The organism is Pedobacter steynii, from assembly GCF_900103665.1.
Lineage (GTDB): Bacteria > Bacteroidota > Bacteroidia > Sphingobacteriales > Sphingobacteriaceae > Pedobacter > Pedobacter steynii.
In genome coordinates, this window is record NZ_FNGY01000007.1 from 346747 (window position 1) to 365494 (window position 18748).

General features: G+C 41.8%; 19 protein-coding genes. 6 read left to right on the forward strand and 13 right to left on the reverse strand.

Annotated features, from left to right (window positions below; genetic code table 11):
- Window position 1 precedes the first annotated feature (1 nt).
- The 7 genes from BLQ87_RS20590 to rpiB form a co-directional block, all read right to left on the reverse strand.
- Window positions 2–1525, reverse strand: coding sequence for a RagB/SusD family nutrient uptake outer membrane protein (locus BLQ87_RS20590; RefSeq protein ID WP_074610516.1), 1524 nt, complete (start codon window positions 1523–1525; stop codon window positions 2–4).
- A gap of 18 nt (window positions 1526–1543) precedes the next feature.
- The gene (locus BLQ87_RS20595; protein WP_245723896.1) at window positions 1544–4930 is read right to left on the reverse strand and encodes a SusC/RagA family TonB-linked outer membrane protein; all 3387 of its coding nucleotides are present in this window, start codon (window positions 4928–4930) and stop codon (window positions 1544–1546) included.
- Window positions 4931–5081: 151 nt separating this feature from the next.
- A complete protein-coding gene (locus BLQ87_RS20600; protein WP_074610517.1) occupies window positions 5082–6041 on the reverse strand; it encodes a FecR family protein in 960 nt (319 codons plus the stop codon).
- Between the two features lie 57 nt (window positions 6042–6098).
- Window positions 6099–6674: an RNA polymerase sigma factor gene (locus BLQ87_RS20605; protein ID WP_074610520.1), complete on the reverse strand. Its 576-nt coding sequence runs from the start codon at window positions 6672–6674 to the stop codon at window positions 6099–6101.
- Between the two features lie 982 nt (window positions 6675–7656).
- Window positions 7657–8355: a DUF2931 family protein gene (locus tag BLQ87_RS20610; RefSeq protein WP_074610522.1), complete on the reverse strand. Its 699-nt coding sequence runs from the start codon at window positions 8353–8355 to the stop codon at window positions 7657–7659.
- A gap of 1 nt (window position 8356) precedes the next feature.
- Entirely contained in the window at window positions 8357–8668 is a 312-nt protein-coding gene (locus tag BLQ87_RS20615; protein ID WP_074610524.1) for a hypothetical protein, read from the reverse strand.
- Window positions 8662–9108 carry a ribose 5-phosphate isomerase B gene (gene rpiB, locus BLQ87_RS20620; RefSeq protein WP_074610526.1) on the reverse strand — a complete coding sequence of 149 codons (447 nt, stop codon included), beginning with the start codon at window positions 9106–9108 and terminating at the stop codon, window positions 8662–8664. Before rpiB ends, BLQ87_RS20615 begins: the two co-directional genes overlap by 7 nt.
- Window positions 9109–9289: 181 nt before the next feature.
- Here rpiB and BLQ87_RS20625 point away from each other — a divergent pair, with 181 nt between their 5' ends.
- A complete protein-coding gene (locus BLQ87_RS20625) occupies window positions 9290–10000 on the forward strand; it encodes a DUF4397 domain-containing protein (protein ID WP_074610528.1) in 711 nt (236 codons plus the stop codon).
- 68 nt (window positions 10001–10068) lie between these two features.
- Here BLQ87_RS20625 and BLQ87_RS20630 read toward each other — a convergent pair whose 3' ends face one another.
- Window positions 10069–10578 (reverse strand): hypothetical protein, encoded by a 510-nt coding sequence (locus tag BLQ87_RS20630; protein WP_074610529.1) that lies wholly within the window; start codon window positions 10576–10578, stop codon window positions 10069–10071.
- 42 nt (window positions 10579–10620) lie between these two features.
- Window positions 10621–11220 (reverse strand): hypothetical protein, encoded by a 600-nt coding sequence (locus tag BLQ87_RS20635; protein WP_216857830.1) that lies wholly within the window; start codon window positions 11218–11220, stop codon window positions 10621–10623.
- Window positions 11221–11457: 237 nt separating this feature from the next.
- Between BLQ87_RS20635 and BLQ87_RS20640 the strand changes: the two genes are divergently transcribed.
- The 5 genes from BLQ87_RS20640 to BLQ87_RS20660 all read left to right on the forward strand — a co-directional run bounded on the left by BLQ87_RS20640 (window position 11458) and on the right by BLQ87_RS20660 (window position 15745).
- Window positions 11458–11736 carry a hypothetical protein gene (locus BLQ87_RS20640; RefSeq protein ID WP_074610531.1) on the forward strand — a complete coding sequence of 93 codons (279 nt, stop codon included), beginning with the start codon at window positions 11458–11460 and terminating at the stop codon, window positions 11734–11736.
- A gap of 9 nt (window positions 11737–11745) precedes the next feature.
- Window positions 11746–12420: a response regulator transcription factor gene (locus BLQ87_RS20645; RefSeq protein ID WP_074610533.1), complete on the forward strand. Its 675-nt coding sequence runs from the start codon at window positions 11746–11748 to the stop codon at window positions 12418–12420.
- Window positions 12421–13740 (forward strand): sensor histidine kinase, encoded by a 1320-nt coding sequence (locus BLQ87_RS20650; protein ID WP_074610535.1) that lies wholly within the window; start codon window positions 12421–12423, stop codon window positions 13738–13740. It abuts the gene before it with no gap.
- Window positions 13741–13973: 233 nt separating this feature from the next.
- Entirely contained in the window at window positions 13974–14342 is a 369-nt protein-coding gene (locus BLQ87_RS20655) for a BlaI/MecI/CopY family transcriptional regulator (RefSeq protein ID WP_074610536.1), read from the forward strand.
- Entirely contained in the window at window positions 14339–15745 is a 1407-nt protein-coding gene (locus BLQ87_RS20660; RefSeq protein ID WP_074610538.1) for a M56 family metallopeptidase, read from the forward strand. The genes BLQ87_RS20655 and BLQ87_RS20660 overlap by 4 nt, the downstream gene beginning before the upstream one ends.
- A 66-nt stretch (window positions 15746–15811) precedes the next feature.
- Here BLQ87_RS20660 and BLQ87_RS20665 read toward each other — a convergent pair whose 3' ends face one another.
- The 4 genes from BLQ87_RS20665 to BLQ87_RS20680 all read right to left on the reverse strand — a co-directional run bounded on the left by BLQ87_RS20665 (window position 15812) and on the right by BLQ87_RS20680 (window position 18744).
- Window positions 15812–16264, reverse strand: coding sequence for a PepSY-like domain-containing protein (locus tag BLQ87_RS20665; RefSeq protein WP_074610540.1), 453 nt, complete (start codon window positions 16262–16264; stop codon window positions 15812–15814).
- A 21-nt stretch (window positions 16265–16285) separates the two neighbouring features.
- Window positions 16286–16720, reverse strand: coding sequence for a PepSY-like domain-containing protein (locus tag BLQ87_RS20670; protein WP_074610838.1), 435 nt, complete (start codon window positions 16718–16720; stop codon window positions 16286–16288).
- An 84-nt stretch (window positions 16721–16804) separates the two neighbouring features.
- Entirely contained in the window at window positions 16805–18070 is a 1266-nt protein-coding gene (locus BLQ87_RS20675) for a sensor histidine kinase (RefSeq protein WP_074610542.1), read from the reverse strand.
- Window positions 18067–18744 (reverse strand): response regulator transcription factor, encoded by a 678-nt coding sequence (locus tag BLQ87_RS20680; RefSeq protein ID WP_074610543.1) that lies wholly within the window; start codon window positions 18742–18744, stop codon window positions 18067–18069. The genes BLQ87_RS20675 and BLQ87_RS20680 overlap by 4 nt, the downstream gene beginning before the upstream one ends.
- Window positions 18745–18748 lie beyond the last annotated feature (4 nt).

Consider the following 18748-nt stretch of genomic DNA (forward strand, 5'->3'; position numbering starts at 1 on the left):
ATTACCAGCCTGGATTTTGAGTGATCACTCCACCACTATTGTCAATTTCTCTTTGTGGAACTGCCCATACATCATGAACCTCCGGGTTGAATGCTCTGGAAGCCCAGATTTCTTTTCCCTGCGAGTCATGTAATGGCAAAGCATAGGTTGCCTTTGCATCTCCCCATCTTACTAAATCACGATGACGATCGGCCCACTCTCCTGCCAGTTCATTGCGACGTTCACGTTTCAGGTCTGTCATGCTCATTCCGCTTTTGCTCAGTAATCCTGCACGAACCCTGATTCTGTTTAACTCAGTATCGCCTGCTCCTGCACCATTTAACTGGATTGCCGCTTCTGCCTTGATGAGCAACACTTCTGCAAAACGCATCAATGGCACATTAAGATCCGTAGTACCGTTATCCCCATTAGGGTTCACATGCGTAGGGATAGGATTTGCATAAGAGAAGGGCTCCATGTATTTCTTAAACTGGTAATCTGAAGTTGCTCCTCCATCTTTGGTAAAGCTGCGTTCCTGTCCGAAAAACATAAACTTGTCTCCTGGCTTCAGTATCGTTGCTTCACGACGTTTATCGCCAGTTTCGTAAGAATCATATAGTTCTTTGGTTGGCAGGTAATATCCCCAGCCGTTGTATAATGTCCAGCCTTTATTGGTCAGCATTACTCCCGGCAACTTACTTCCCCAACCGGTACCACCTCCATCTGGTGTACATACTACAGACCAGATGTATTCCTTAGACCAATTATTCGATGCTTTGAAAACATCTGAAAAGCCCGTTAAAACCAAATCATGTTTACCCGAGTTGATCACCATATCTGCATATTTAACCGCATTGGCATAGTCTTTTTTATAAAGATAGACTTTTGACAAATAAGCCCATGCAGCTGTTTTATGTGCTTTTCCATAATCTTCGGGTTTCATATCAGTAAAGAAAGGCAATTGATCCGCTGCTTTCAGAAACAGTTGAATGATGGCCTCATAATTTTCATTTACATTTTTTGCTCTTGGAACTGCTTTCGAAGGATCACTATCCGGGCTTACGATAGGAACACCGGCTTTTTCATTTCCATAATTTGCAGCCAGCTGAAAGTATACCAATCCGGCATTAAAATAGGCATCGCCAATCATTGCCTTTTTCACTTGCTCGTCCATCGGAATTCCAGGTACATTTTTAATGATGTCGTTGGCACGTTTGATAATGGCATAACGCATAGACCACTGGCTTTCCGTGTATCCACCTCCTAAATAAGTTTTATTGAAATTTTTAATGTTATCCGCCTCAGGCTTATTTCTTCCGGTCACCATATCATCGCTGGCATTGATAAACCAAAACATTCCCCTGCCATAGAAATTCTCATCATTATATTTTTCATACAATCCGTTCTGAGCTTTTGCGGCATCTTCTTTCGTCTTCCAAAAGTTTTGCGCCGATGGAGCTCCTTCAGGAATGATATCGAGTTGTTTGGTACATGAACTTAAAAAGGCCAGGGCTGCGATGGCGATATATTTTATATTTTGTTTCATTTTTGTTGTTTTTAAAAATTATAAACTCAGACTAAGACCTAAGAGGAAGCTCCTTGCCTGTGGGTATCTGCCCACATCTAATCCATTATTATCCATTCCGATTTCAGGATCGAAACCAGAGTAATTGGTAATCGTGAACAAGTTGTTTGAAGTTGCATACACACGCAGGCCAGCTATTTTCATTTTACTGGTCAATGATTTAGGTAAGCTATATCCCAATGTCAGGTTTCGCAGACGCAGGTAAGACCCGTTTTCTATATAAAAATCTGAAGCATTAAAGTTTCCATTGGCATCAGAGGTGGAAATGATCGGAACTTTTCCATTTGGATTCTCCGGAGACCAGGCATCTAATATGCCAGTCAGCTTATTGTAAGAAGGACCACTTGCACTATAAGTTGTTCTTTTTACGGCATTAAAAAGCTTATTTCCGTATACCCCCTGAGCAAAAATGTTCAGGTCGAAGTTTTTATAAGTCGCATTGAAACTCAAGCCGTAACTAAAATCCGGATAGGCACTGCCGGCGAAGTAACGGTCTTTGGCATCAATAGATCCGTTGTTGTCCAGATCGGCAAATTTAAAATCACCCGCTTTAGCCTTAGGCTGTATTTTCTCTCCTTTTTCGTTGGTATATTGATCTACTTCTGCCTGGCTTTTAAAGATCCCCTGAGTTTTCAGCACATAATAACTGTACAATGGCTGTCCTGCTTTGATGATCAAAGGGGTCAGCTCATTTCTGAAATTTGTACCTACCGGAATGATTTCCTGACCAGCGGCTAAACTGATGACCTTATTATTTACTTTGGTTAAAGTAAGGCCAACGGAATAGGTAAAACCACGGTCCTTATTGCTGTTGTAATTGATTCCGAGTTCAAATCCGCGATCTCTCACCAAACCGGCATTGATCGTTTGTGTATTCAAACCAGCAGTTCCCGGCAATGGTTTCTGCAGGATCATTTTATCTGTATTTTTGACAAAATAATCTGCGGTAAGGGTCAGTGTATTTTTCAAGACACCCAGATCCAGTCCGAAGTTAGTTTGCTTTGATTCTGCCCATTTCAAATCCGGGTTCTCGAGAATATTGGAAACATAACCTGCGCCTAATGCCGGAGTCCGTCCGAAGTAAGAATTGGTCCGGTCAAGCAAAGGACTCACATCCGTTAACGATAAACTGCCGAGATTACCCAATAAGCCATAACTTGCTCTCAGTTTCAATTCATTTAGCCAGGTACTTTCCGACAAAAAGTTCTCTTTGGTCAAGACCCATCCTGCAGAAGCAGAATAGTAGTTGCTAAATTTATTCTCCTTTTTTGGGATCAATGAAGAACCGTCACGACGACCAATCAGAGAGAGTAAATATTTGTCTGCATAGTTGTAATTGGCCCTTAAAAAGAAAGAAGATAAAGCAATCGCCTGAAATCTGGTGATTGCCGGCTCAAATACCGAGGCATTCACCAGGTATCTTTTTGAAGGGGCTTCATCGTCAAAACCATTTCCTTTTACATAGTAATCATTGTATTTTGCCTTCTGATAAGAGAATCCGGCGGTAAAATCAAGATGATGCTGTTCCAGATCTGTTTTATAGTTCAGGATTTGTTCGGCAAGGATATCACTTCTTCTGTTCTGTCCTACTTCCAGAGCGTTGGTTAGCACGGGTTTTCCCACTTCCGGACGCTTAGGTGTAAAAATCGTAGAGTTAAAGAAGTCTTTGGTCAGGTTAAAGTTAGATTTAAAAGACAGGCCTTTTGCCAGGTCCACTACAAGGTAGGGGTTGATCACGAAAATATTCTGTGGCATGTTGACATCCAGTCGTTTCAATTCCGCTACCGGATTAACGATATCACCGTAATCTCCCGCAAATTCTCCACCAGGTAAACCGGCAAATGAGCCATCAGGATTATATGGTGTTCCATTTGAAGGGTAATAAATGGCAGAAAGCAGCGCTCCTGTATAATCGCTTCTGGTGTTTGCGCCCTGTCCGTTTGAACTGCTAAAGGAAAGGTTTTCTCCTATTTTCAACCATGAATTGAGTTTATAGTCAGAATTAATTCTGAAATTATACCTTTCAGCAGATGTATTCAGAACGATTCCTTCCGCTTTGCGGTAATTAAAGCTCATGTAGATGCTGGATTTTTCAGTTCCTCCGGAAAGCCCAACATTATAATCCTGAGTTGTCCCTCTGCGGAAAACTTCGTCCATCCAATTGGTACGGGTTACCCTTCCGTCCGCGTATTTTGCCGGATCAAAAGCAGGAAGCAAAGTGCTATTTCCATTTTTCGCAGCTGTTTCTGCCACAAATGCTCTTTGTTCTGCATTTAAAGGAGTTAATTTTTTCCAGGCCGCCTGCGTACCGACCTTTGCATCAAAGTTGATTTGCATTGCGCCGTTTTTTCCTTTTTTAGTCGTAATCAGGACTACTCCTCCTGATGCGCGAGCTCCGTATATCGCAGCAGCACCATCTTTCAGTACCGAGATAGATTCAATATCATTGGGGTTTAGGATTGGCGCTCCGGAAGTACCTCCATTAGCGGTTAATGATCCCGGAAAGATGGTTCCATCGATTACATACAAGACGTTTTCACCGTTAATACCTCCGGAACCACGGATATTGATGCGCGGTGATGAGGTTGGATCTCCACCTTCATTGGTAACAATTACACCGGGAGCTTTTCCGGCCAGCACCTCGCCAACACTGTTTAAAGATCTTGAAGATACTTTATCCAAAGAAACGACACTCACGGCACCCGAAAGGGTCGCTTTTTTCTGTGTGCCATAACCTACGACAACGATTTCAGATAAAAGGGCTTTGTCTTCCATCAGTACCACATTAATTTCCTGGTTGTCCAGGACCTTAACTTGTTTAGTTTTAAAACCAACCATAGAGAAAGACAATACTGCATTTTCGGGAACCGGGATGCTATAACTTCCGTCGCCGGCCGTGGTCGTTGCTTTTCCACCGATCACGTTGACAGATACCCCTGGCATCGCCATTCCCGTAGAGTCTGTCACCTTTCCTTTAAGGATACGATCCGGTTTTGGCGGAGCAACCGGAATATTTCTAAGGATCACATGACCGCCCTTTTCCTGAAAGTCGAAACCCAGAATTTTAAGCAATAAAGAAACCTTTTCATTTTTAAAAGATTGTGTCGACAGGTTCTGGTTTCCGCGAACGGATTCCGGATTGTACACAAAATGAAGTCCTGTACCGGCTTCAATTTCTTTGAGAATGGAACTGGTGGCACGGTTCGCAGTAATTTTAATGCTGATCCTGCTTTTTTCCAAGGTCTGTGCCATAGTCAGGGAGGCAAAGAGCGTTCCGCAGAAAGTGCATAGAATGGAAAAAGTTAACACTGAATATTTCATGGCTTTATAAAGAGCTGGTAACCTCTTGTATGAGGATTTTTTCATATTTTTATTTGTTTTATACCCTGTATGGTGTTTTAAAATAAGTCTGGCTGTGTAATTGTCGTTAGGCGGCCGACTTCAAATTTCCCGGTGCTGATCTGATCAGTACCGGTTTATAGATCATTCTTATATTTTCATCGGAATACATTTATTTTCATTTTCTATATACATTAAAGGTTTTATGATCTTCAGCTGTCCTGAGCCGGAGATGATGGAGACTACAGATAATGTCCAGGATCTCTTCAGGGCTTTGTTTGGTGTTAAAGGTGGCGTTGCACTTCAGTTTTTTAATGGAAGGGCTGTTTAAAGAAATGCGAATGCTGTAAGCATATTCCAGTTGGCGGGCTACCTCTTGCAACGTGGTATTCTCAAATCTAAGGTTCACATATGTTTTTACAGGAGTATAGCTGATCTCTGCACGCTGATCAATTTTATCGTAGGCAATCTGCTGTCCCTTGATCAGCGTTCCGAATACCTGGCTGGAATTTCCAACAGCCACTTTTCCACTGACCACGGCAACAGAAATGCGGCGGCTTTTGTGATAAGATTTAATACTGAAAGAAGTTCCAAGTACTTTCGTATACAGGTCTTCCCTGGTTTTCACCATAAAAGGCCGATCTTCTTCATGAGCGATGTTGAAGAACGCCTCCCCTTCAGAAAGTGAAACCGTTCTATCTCTGGACTTAAATTTTGCAGGGTACAGCAAACGGGAAGAAGGTTCCAGGATAATTTCGGAACCCTCTGCAAAAACAATTTTCTTCTTTTCTCCGGCCCTGGTTGTCAGTGAAAGCAATTGCTCATTGACCACCTGCTTTTTGTTGAGTAACCAGCCAGCGAGGCACGCAGAAGAAATCAACAGCACCGTGGCAGCTACTTTTCGCATTTGATACCAGGCAGGAAAGCGAAGCGTTTTTATCTCCTCTTTTTCCATTTCCCCGCGGAGTTTCCGCAACATATTTTCCGCAATTGCTTGTTTTCTCTCCTTTTCCAGAGGAGGAAGCGCGTCCCGGGAGGACGTCGCATACCAGCTTTCTACCTGCGCTATTTCCGCAGGACTGGCTTCCTTATCGATATATTTTCTCAGCAGCTCTCGTGCCTGTTCTTCCTTTGTCATCTAACTACATGTCAAAGCAAAAGAAGAATGGTACTAACCAAAGTTGTTAAGCTTAGGTTAAGTTTGTATGAATACGATACAAATGATTAAAAACAGTAAATAAGAAAGTCTTTTTCTCATCACTTTAAGCGCCGCACTAAGCTGATTTTTAACGGTTTGAGCAGAAAGACCCAGCTCATCGGAAATTTCTACAATACTTTTTTCCTGTTTTCTGCTCATGGAAAAAATCATCCTCATTTTTTCAGGCAGATCCAGCATGGCTTCCTCTACTTCCTGATGAAGGTCTTTGAGCATCAGCCTGTTTTCCGCGGAATGTTCCAGATCATCCCGGAGCAGGAGCGACAGATCTTCTTGATGTTTTTCTTTAATTGCTGAGGAACGGAAATAATTGATCACGCGATATTTTACTGCTCCTTCAAAGTAAGCACGCAAGGTCCCTGTCAGCTGGATTTTCTCCCTGTTCTCCCATAAAGAGATGAAAATCTCCTGGGTAATGTCCTGGGCAACCTCTTCATCACGGAGTCTTTTATAGGCACTATCGAGCACATCTTCCCAATAGAGACTGTAAATATCTTCCATTGCCTTGTGGTTCCCCTTCTTTAGAAAAGAGATCAGTTGGCTGCCGGAAATCAATTGATTTGTTTCGATCGGATTTTTTTGACAAATCTACTCCTGCTATATTCCCTTAATATTAAGAAATCCTTTATTTAACACTTCCTCCTGACGGGAATATAGCTGCTTGCAAAATCCCTTGTTTTAACCACGATTTTTACGCGTTGCTAACCCGCCTTTAACACGCTTCTGACCGAGTTAGCACCGAGTATAGACCGAGCTTAGACCGAGGTCAGAGCCTGTATAGCTGGGAGCAGGTATTTCGCTGTTCCGAAGCTGAATTTTACACCGTCCAGATGACATCCAGACGCTATCCAGACCGTTGTTCCGGCACAAGATTTTCAAGCCTAATCTGCCTATGGTTATACATGCTGTTGCATTAATTTTAAATTGACTATACAGCTTATCCCATCCTGAAAAGATTTACAGTTACCTAAAAAATCGTTTGATTTTGTGATATTCCTATTGAGGTTTTGCAGGAAGTTTTGGTCTTGATCCAGGAATACCCATGCTAAAAAAGCGTATAAAAAGAAAACGGAGTCCCTCTTCTAGCGATTTGGTTCTCCGTTTCCACCTTTTCATTGCCGTAGCACCGAAAAAGCATCAAACTTTCCATATTTTAACCTTCTTTGGTCCTCTTAGTATGTTTCAACTTTGATCCCTCCGAACTTCTCCTTTTCACATTCTTCCGTAGAATCATGGATAGGTTTTAATGTCTGTCCCGAATTTAGTGAATATACCCTTACTTAACAGTTCTGGCATTTTAAGTATCATTTCCTCTGTCTCCTTTGAATCTGATCTTTTACTAATTCTTTGAAATCTCCAGAACTTTTTGCCCTGAGGCTATTGTTCTTTTTGGAGTGTTTCTTTCAGACGGTCAAATTACTTCCGTTTTGATAGATCTAATTTACAAATTATAACTATCTAATGCAAAGATAAATGCATTTTATTTTTAACATGTTACCAACAGGTTTTCAACAGCTTTTGCACAGGGTTATCCACATTAACGGAGGTGATTTGAAGCACTATCGATATAATTGGCGTCTTTATCGGCTCCCGCCGTTATTTGCTTCAATACCTCATCCCCTAAATCTGAAAAAACTTCCTTCATATATTCCCTTTTTGTCAGCAGTTTTCCATAATATAGATCGGCTGCCAGTGGCTCCCGCGCAGTAATTTTGTGTTTCAGCAGAACACGTTCATATTTTTCTCCCTGAAGCCAGATCAGCACATTTCCTTTATTCGCCACTCCAATAAGAAAATTGAGCCCCATCACATCATTCCCTGTTTTATAAATAGATTGCCTGATCCCCGCCTTTTCACTGCGCTTAAAAATAGAATCGATCAATTGAGCAGGAAGGTCAATGGTATCTTTGTAAAAACGCTGCTCTCTGTAAGAAACATAGTTCAGCACAAGTTTCACCGGCAACTGTTCCCGTTCCCTCGTTTCCGGAAAATCACCCCAGCCCCAACGCTGTGCTTTATCGTTCACGCCTTCGGTTTTCACATTCCCATCGCTCCCATCCGAAAGTATAAAACCAGCCTCAAGAACATGTATTGGATACGTTGTTGGTGCAGTTACCGAAGCACTGTAGTAATAACGGGATCCGCCCCCATAGCGCCAAAGTTTTATTGCCGTAGCCAGTATCAATAAAACCAGAATGATCAGGTATACTTTATTTAAAAGGTTAAGTTTTTTCATATTAGTTCTTAAAAGCACCAGCCAAAGCGACCAAATACATGAAACCCGCTATAATGAGCAAACTCAGCACCAGGAAAATGATAAAAATCACCCTGGCAGTCCGGCTCTCCCTGCCCCGGTAAACAAAAAGGTAGGGAACCAATAAGATCGTCACGATTGGTGCAATAAGAACGATTTGCAGGATGGCCCCATCTTCATTCACCGGGGTACTCCGCATAAAGGCCACCGACATGATCACAATTCCGCAAATCAGGCCCAGGCTCCAATCCTTCTGAAAGGATTTATTTTCAGCTGTTTTCGCTTCTTCTACCATTTTGCTTCTATTGCAGCGATCTTTGCGAGGCGTTTCACATGCCGTTCCTCATTGGAGAACTCCGCTTTCAAAAAAGCAAAAACAATGTCTTTAGCCAGCGCTATGCCAATTACCCTTTCCCCGATGCATAAAATATTCACATCGTCGTGCTCCACCGATTGATGTGCCGAATAGGTATCATGACAAACACCTGCACGGATCCCTCTGAATTTATTGGCGGCAATACTCACCCCCACTGAACTTCCGCAGATCAGTATCCCCCGCTCTCCCTGTTTATTGATCAGGGCCTGCGCCACATCAGCAGCGTGATCCGGATAATCACTTGGCAATTCGGTCTGGGTGCCGAGGTCAATAACTTCGTAGCCCTGCTCTTTTAAAGCAGCGACGATAATGGTTTTATAGCGGAAGCCCGCATGATCTGAACCTACAATAACTTTCATGATGATTTCTATTCTTTATCCTTATTAAGCTTGTTTAAATATTATTCCTAATGTACAAAATTAGCGCAGCCCCAGTTCATGGATGACAAATTTCATTCCTTTTTCGGGTTGATCTGTAGCGTTTCGCGCTGGTGTCCCGTTTTACCGTCAGTAACATTCAAAACCCCCAAGCCCCATCAATATGAAAATTTTTACACAAAACAAGCGCAAAAACCTGTACACATTAGCGGCGGTATCTTTATTTAGCATAGGAACATTGTTATCATCCTGCTCCACAAAAGAAACACCGGTTCCGGAATCCGCTTCTTTAATGGTCGTAAATACCTCTCCAAGCCCTGCCACTTTCAATGCATACATTAACGGAGGTAAAATAACCTCCTCAGGCGCTTTAGCTTTCGGCGGCTCCCTTGCCTATTTGAGGCTCAATACCGGAGAAAATACCATCAAATTTACCACCGCGAGCAGCACGGAAAGCCTGATCACTAAAAAGATCACTTTAGAGAATAAAAAGATCTATTCACTTTTCCTTATTGAGAAAGACGCAAAGCTGGATTTTCTGGTTATCAATGATGAGGTCGCAGCTGCACCTACGACTAAAGCTTTGATTCGCTTCATTAACCTTTCTCCTGATGCACCGGCATTGGACCTGACGATAAAAGATGGCGCTGCACTGATTACAGATAAAACTTATAAAGCCAGTAGCAGTTTCATTGAAATAGAACCTAAGAAATATATTTTCCAGATCAAAGACAAGACCGCGGCGCCTTTGCAAGCAGAGTTAGCGGAGACAGAAATCAAGGCAGGTGGCGTTTATACGTTGCTAAGCATCGGCCTGGTGAATCCTACCGGATTAGATCCTAAAATTACCGCAAAGCTGATTGCCAACAAATGAGCATTAGCGAATAAAAAACGGGCCTTCCATTTTAATGGAGGCCCGTTTTAGGTTTATGTGTGTGCGTGTTAATCTCTGCCTTTTCCACGGCCTTTATCATGACCGTTGTTGTGCTTGTCTTTTCCTTTATTGTCTTTACCGTAGTATTTTTTTGCTTGTCCGGGAGGTATTCCATGAGGATGCCCCTTTACCACATAATACCTGGAATCATTACTGTATTTGATCACCTTTTGTGTGCGGACTTTTTTGTACTTGGCATACCTTACCCGATCCGAATTAAAGTTATCATAGGAATTGACGACCACTTTATAACCGTTATACAAGTTATAACTGCGATATCTTGAAGGCAATGACGCCGAAAAGATCCATCGTCCATTGTCCATGTAAATAAATTGCTGTCTGGGCACGGAATAATAGCTTTCAATATCAGGCAGATAATAATAATCTACATGATCGTAGCCTACCGGCCCCCATAAAGGCTGTGAACCAATATTTACGTTAACGCTGATTTGTGCTGCTGCAGGCCGTGAAATCATTCCGATTATCCCCAACAGACCTATTACGATTAATTTTTTCATGGTTGATTTTTTTTATACTTAAATATACCCAATAATTAGCGGTTAATCTCTACCCCTACCGTGGCCTCTGCCATGATCTCTGTCACCGCCTCTGCCATGGTCTCTGTCGCCACGTCCATGACCTCTATCATCATCTCTGTCTCTTCCATGACCTCTGTCGTCATCTCTATCGCGTCCTCTCCAGTTTCCATTTCCCCTGTCATCTCTGTCTCTTCCATAAGATCCTCCATGCGGATGCCCTTTAACTACATAATACCTGGAATCACGGCTATATCTGATCACCTGCTGACTTCTTACATTTCTATACCTTGAATAACTAATCCGGTCGCGATCGAAATTACGGTAAGGATCTCTGGAATTTACCACCACTTTATACCCGTTATAAAGGTCATACCCCCTATACCTTGAAGGTAGGGAAGAAGAATAAATCCACCTGCTATTGTCCAGATAAATGAACTGACGTCTGGGTACATTATAATAGCATTCGATATCAGGCAAATAATAATTGTCTACATAATCGTATCCTACCGGTCCCCATAAAGGCTGCGAGCCAATATTTAAGCTGATGCTAACTTGTGCTGCGGCACGGTATGGCATCCATCCTATTACACCGAGCAGTCCTAATACTATTAACTTTTTCATAACCCTGTTATTTAATGTTTCATTTGTGTGTTGTTGAATCAAATCTCCATACCGAAGATGAAATCAACATGAAATTTTGGAATTATTTAATTTAATTTTCTTTTTCATCTTAATTTCATGTTCAGCCCTCATCTTCGTATCATTCAATTAGAGTGGCGCAGATAATAAAACACACAAATGTTTTAAGTGAGGGAGCGTTAGTTTGCCTCGGAAGAGGCAAACTTTCCATATATTTACATGATGAGCAATACTATTTTCTTCCGTTCATTTATCGCAGCCATACTTTTCATCTGGCTTCCCCCTGGCACATTTGCCAGAGACACGACCACTACATCCCTGATTTCCAATCACAATTTATACCAGGACAAAAGGGATAAAAAACAGGAACGTGGCAAAGAAAATAAGAAACCTGATGTGAAAGAAGTACCTCAATCCAGACGACAGGAGAAACCAGGAGAGGTAAAACCTGAGAAAAGAGAAGCACCATCAAAAGAAAATAAACGAAGAAACGATTAAGCCAGCGGTATGAAAGTTCTGATTGTTGAAGATGAAAAAACCCTGGCCTATGAAATGGAAGATTTCCTGAAAAAGGCCTTCTATATCTGTGACCTTGCCCATAACATTAAAGACGGTCTGGAAAAGATAGAACTGAACAGCTATGATTTCATTCTGCTTGATCTCGGATTGCCTGATGGGGATGGGCTCAGCTTGCTTCCCAAAGCAAAAAAATACAATCCGGATGCCGCCTATATTATCCTTACCGCCCGGGGAAACCTGGAAGACCGCATTGCAGGGCTCGATTTGGGTGCAGATGATTACCTGCCCAAACCCTTTTCTCTATTAGAACTTCAATCCAGAATGCAGGCCATTGCCCGCCGTAAGTTCAATGTCAAAGAAGAATTATTAGTCCTTGGCGATTTCAACGTAGACCTTCAGAAAAGATTAATCCTTTTTCAGGACAATCAGATTGAATTGTCAAGAAAAGAGTTCGATTTGCTGAGTTACCTTTTCCTCCACAATAACCGGGTATTGACGAGAATGCAACTCAGTGAACACATCTGGGGAACTTTTGCAGATGACGACTACGATTCCAATTATATTGATGCACACATTAAGAACATCAGAAAGAAATTAAATGTATGGGCGCCAACAGACTTCCTGGAGACTGTACGGGGTGTTGGCTACAGAATAAAGAAGTAAATGAAATTATCATCGAAATTAATCCTGTTCATCACCAGCTCCAAACTGGCAGTGGTGTTACTCTTTATCGTATCTCTTCCTTTTCTGGTTGACAGCATTGTTTCCGAGTATACCAATTATTCCCTGCGCCGCCAACAGGCAAAAGTGATCAATGTGGTCCATAAAAATGGAATCGATCATTATCTGCAGGGCGATGACAGCTATGGCAGCTATACCATGCTTAAAGAAGAATATATTGCGCTGGAGCCTGCCGCAGCGAAAACCCTGATTGACACCATAAAAACAGCACAGCGGATCGTAGAAAGGGATACCCTCAGTTACCGGATCCTGATGCATACCTTTAGCTTCGAAAATAAAAATTACCTGCTGGAGATTGGAAAAACAACCGCCAGCATCAACCAATATAACAAGCCCCTGCAAAGGATCGCTTTATATGTACTCATGGGCCTCATCGCCCTGACGCTGCTTTTCGACCTTATCTTTACCCGTGTACTCATCAGGCCTTTGGGCAAAATCATTAAAAGTAAACTGATCAACAGAAAATTTCCTTTTAAAGATTACTCCCCGCCTGTCCCCACTTCTACGCAGGACTTCAAATACCTCGATGAATCTTTAATCCTGTTAATGGACCAGATCAATGAAGCTTTTGAAAAAGAACGTGAATTTACGGCGAATGCTTCCCATGAACTCATGACGCCCATCAGCATCCTCCAGAATAAGATGGAAAACCTTTTGGGAGATGAGCAGCTTCCGGAAAGTGTCGTGCTGCGCATTGTAGAAATGATGAAAACGCTCAGCAGGCTGAAGAAAATCTCCAACTCCCTGTTGCTGATCTCCAGAATTGAGAATCAACAGTTCGTGAAATCTGCCAGTATACAACCTTCCAAAATCATCCATGAAGTGATGGAAGAGATCAGTCATAGGTTAACAGAGAAGGAGCTGAAAATCAGCATCAGCTTAAAAGAAGACCGCCTGCTTAAAAATGTAAACCAGGATCTTTTGTTTCAACTGTTCTATAACCTGATCAATAACGCCATCAAGTACAATGTAAATCAGGGCAGTATCCTGATTACAGATGAATTCCGGGAAGGAAAAAACTATACGATCACCATTCAGGATACGGGTATTGGCATTGCAGCCGAAGATCTTGATTTCATCTTTGACCGGTTCAGAAAGGCCAACCTGACAGAAAATGTGGGTTATGGACTTGGATTGTCCATCGTAAAAAGTATTACCTTATACCACGGGATTGAAATTCTGGTAAAATCTAAAGTTGATGAAGGCACAACCTTCAGTCTGATCTTCCCTCCTTCGTCCTAAAAAAGCACAGTTGTATTTCCGGATACCGGTCCTTGCTGATATTTCTTTTCCAGTTTTTCTGGTCCTGCCTTTTCCTGGAATTAAAAATCAAAATCAATAAACCTATATCATCTATCAAAAAAAACCTCCTCTAAAAGCCGGTAAACAGATATCCTGAAGTAAACTACAAAAATAGTTTGCAAACTATAAAAATAGTAGTATCTTTAATTAACGTTAGATATTAAGTGCAAAAAATGAGAGAACTTACAAAAGCAGAAGAACAGGTGATGTTGATTTTATGGGAAATAAAAGAAGGGTTGACAAAGGATGTCATTGAAAAGATGGCTCCTCCAAAACCTGCCTATAATACCGTCTCCACCGTAATCCGTGTCCTGGAAGGAAAGGGATTTATTGACCATAAAGCAGTTGGAAATACACACATTTATTTCCCGCTGATTACGGAAGCTCAATACAAACACTTTGCTTTTGACAAGGTCATGAACAATTACTTTGAAAACTCTTACCAGAGCCTGGTGTCCTTTTTGGTCAAAGAGAAAAACATGGACCTCGAGGAACTGGACGAATTGATTCAACTGGCGGAAAAACTTAAAAACAAGAAATGATGAATTGGTTATATTATCTGCTGGAAGCTAATTTATACCTGGCCTTATTTTATGGCTGTTATCATTTGCTATTCCACAAAGAAACGTTTTACAGCATAAACCGGTATTTTCTGATCGGTGCGACCCTGCTGGCCTTCGCTTTACCCCTACTGCAAATTGGCTACCTGAATCGCTTTTTTCAACCTGAATATGATTCCCTGCCAACCGGGGCAATCAACTCCATTGCAGATGAGGGCAGCGATCTGATTAAACTTGGCATCAGTAGTCTCTACTGGCTTGTTGCGATATTTTTCTCTTTAAAATTACTGAGAGACCTCTACCAGATTATTGCGCTTTCCAGAACAACAAAAAGACATCACGATGGCCAGGTCATTCACATTGAGCTGGAGAAAGGCAAATCTGCATTCTCTTTTTTTAACCTCTTGTTTATCCCCGCAAATGTAGCCGGCAAAGAAACCATTCTAAAACATGAAATGGTGCATATCCGCCAAAGACATAGCCTGGACATCTTATTTTTTGAAATTATTCAAATTCTGAACTGGTTTAATCCGGTGAGTTACCTGATCAAGAAAGACATCAAACTCTTACATGAATATATTGCCGATGAACTGACCACAAATGAAGAGATCCAAAAGCACGATTATGCACTTTTTCTGATCCGGAATTCCTTTGGTGCAGAAACGAAACAACTGAGCAATCAAATTTTCAATCCATCCATACTTAAACAGAGAATCAACATGTTAAACAAAGAAAAATCAACAGGGCGAGCGAGGTTCAAGCTGTTGCTGACACTACCACTCGTTGGGGGAATGCTTTGCACATCCACAATGGCATTTACTAAAGATTATGCGTTACTGGATTTTTATCCGAACACGATCAGCAGTATTAATTCCAAGGACAATAGTCAGGACACCATTAAAAAAAAGCCGGCAAAAAAGAGCCAGCTCAGCCCGGCGGAAATACGGGAAAATAACACTAAATTTCCTCCTCCAATAGTAAAACCTGACCGCCCGGCTCCCAGAGCAAAACATACAAGTAAGGTCAAATTTCCTCCTCCGATAGTAAAACCCGACCGTCCGCTTTCACCAGTAAAGCAGTCAAAGGCAGTACCACCACCGCCGCCGGTTGATCCCAAAGTTGTACCAGTTGGTTCAGCCCCCCCACCGCCGCCAGTTGAACCTGCGAATGCTGTAGACGGCCCACCGCCGCCACCACCACTTGAACCAGATACAAAGCTCCGTTCTATAGAGCTAAAGGGGAAGATCAAGGGGAAGCTTGTTACAAAAATAACGTCGGGAGAAATTAAACCAATTGAAGTCAGAAGACTGAAAGGCATAAACACTCAAAAGAAAGCAACTACGAATTTAGAAACAAAAAATACAGTAAACCCTTCTAAACCATAAACACCAATACGTCATCATGAATATTTTCAAGATGACGTATTGGTGTAATTGGAATTTTGCTGCTCCTTAAATATCTATTCTTAAAAAATCACCGGTCTTACTAAATTTCAATTCCATTCCGGTCGACAACTGAACTTCCTGATCATTCAGATCCAATTCCCATTCTGTAATAAATTCCGCTGGATAATTCGCCTTTACATACGCTAATACTTTTACAGGAATTACACTATCAGGCAACTGCTTCAAGCTTTTGATACTTTCCACCTCTCCCTTTGTATTGAATTCCAGTTTCACGCCATTGTTAAGGATCACTTCATATTCATGGCTCATTCCTTCTTTATCCTTGATCACCTGAGCAATCGAAGCGCCATTAAAATGTGTATTCACATAGGCCTTGGCTTCTGCAGAAAGCGCTGTTTCCGGAATCACGACATCATCATCTTTATCACAGCTGGACAAGGTTACCGTAAGGGCCAACGCAAGGCTCAGGGTGGTTAATGTTCTTTTAAATGTGTTCATATTATTGTTGTTTTGGGGGGATTATAAAATTCTGTTGCTGATTTTTCCTTGTGCATCAAAAACTACTTTTTTCTCTTCAGAAAGAGTTTTCAATTCCACCTTGTAAAAAAATTGTTTTTCTTCTTCGTACTTATCTACGTCGTCAATTCTAAATCCTTTGAAATTCTTTTTGATGCTGTTGGCAACTACCGAAGGCAATTCCCGGCTACGAAGCTCTTTTTTATATTTTACGATTGCTCCTTTATGATTTAACCACACTTCATGGTCTCTTCTGCCGATATCGAAATCTGCATTGAACAAATCTCCTTTTTTCTCCCAGTCTACTTTCACTGCTTGTGGAAATGCTTTGCTAAAAGAATTAAGTACTACGGAAGGCACTTCTTTTACAGGAATGTCCTGTGCATAAGTAAGGCCCGAAAAAAGCAGACCGGCTGCTAATATAATGCTCTGTTTCATGGTCATGTTTTTTATATACCACAAAGAAAGAGGTCAAATCTGAAAAGAAACTGGAAAGGAATACCCGAATGAATAAAAAACCAGTTATCTGAAATTTAATTTTAGATGATGCTGATCTGTATAGGAATATTGAATACCGAAACCATAGAGGTCTATGATCGCTTTCACTATGGCAAGTCCAAGACCGGTACTGCTTTGCGCCTGACTGTCTTTTTTAAAGCGCTTAAAGACCTTTTCCGGATCCAGCGCAACAGAACGGCCGGTATTGCTGATGACTAAACCATTAGGGCCAATCGATACGTTAACCGTCCCTCCTGCAATATTATGAGTGATGGCATTTTTAAGTAAATTAGAAATTAATATCGCCGCCAGGTCTTTGTTCATTGCAACTTCCAGCGGGCCTTCTTCCTTCAAATGAACCTGAACAGATTTTAGCGCTGCAAAGTCTTCGTACTCTGAAATCAATGTTTTTGTCAGCGTGGTGATGGAGAGCAGGGCCACTTCTCCATATTGTTTATTTTCAATTTTCGAGAGTAGCAACAGAGATTTATTCAATCTGGTAAGCCTTTGCAAAGTGCCGATTACCTGTCCGATGGCCTCCAGATGCTGATCCGAAAGGTCTTCATTTTCTGCCAGCAGTTCCAGCCTGTTCAGGCTGATGGCCAGAGGTGTTTGTAATTCATGTGCCGCATTTTCTATAAACTGCTTCTGACTTCCGTAAGTGCCGACAGATTGTGCAACCAAACTCTCTACTGCTGCATTCAGCTCTTTAAATTCTTTCACTTCGGTCCTGCCAGTTTCTATTCCCTGGTCTTTATCCAGCCGGAACGCTTTCAATCTTTTGAGCAACAGATAAAATGGGGTCCATATTCTTCGAAGCAGGAGGTGATTGATCACAAAGAAGCTGACTAATATAGCCGTATAGAGCCAGATCAGACTATACAACAGGCTTCTCACGAGGTCGTCCTCCTCCACTGTAGAAGATACCACCTTCATTTCGTAATACTTATTGTCCTTGTTAAACACGGTGGTCAGCATCCGAAAAGGCTCCATATCTTCCTCATTAAGGGTGTACATGAGCGTGTCCTGATACTTATCTTTAAATTTCAGTCCTGATTTTTCGGTCACCTCTTTGATCTCATAATTGTGCTCAGAAAATCCCGATCGCTGAATGATTCCGCTGTCTTTCTCCACCCGCTGTATGACCAGCATTTTATTATTTTCGAGTCCGTCATCAAGGCTGTCCTGCACTTCATCAATCATATTGAAATAAAAGAGGACCGCCCAGATGCTGATCACCAGCAATAAAGCTATAGAAAGGTATTTAAGTGTGTAATTCAGCAGGTTCATGCGACCACCAGTTTATAACCGATTCCATATACGGCCTGAACCTCTATGCCAGCCAGTTTTTCTTTAAGTTTCTTACGGAGGTTCTTAATTTGGGAATAGATAAACTCATAGTCATCTGCTCCGTCCATATAATCACCCCAAACCTGTTCTGCCAATGCGGTTTTATTGACCAGGCGGTTTTTATTTACAGCGAGGTAGCTTAGAATGTCGAATTCTTTACGGTTCAGTACCAGTTCATCCCCGTCGATCCAGACCTGGCGTTCATCAAGGTCAATTTTAACATTCGCATGTTCAATGGTATTTTTACCGTTCAGTGATTTTCTTCTCAGCACAGATTTGATGCGTGCATTGAGCTCCGCAATATGAAAAGGTTTCACGAGATAATCATCCGCGCCCATCTCCAGGCCTTTGATCTTATCTTCCAGGGAATCTTTCGCAGAAATGATAATCACGTTATCAGATTTGTTCATTTGTTTTAGCTCGGCCAACAGATCCAGACCAGTTCCATCTGGCAACATAATGTCGAGCAGGATACAATCGTATTCATAGGAAACGATCTTTTCTAAAGCAAGGACATAACTGCCGGCAGTTTCTACCAGATAGTTTTCTTTTTCCAGTGACTGGCGGATTACTTCCAGCAGATCGATCTCATCTTCTACAACCAATAGCTTCATGAAT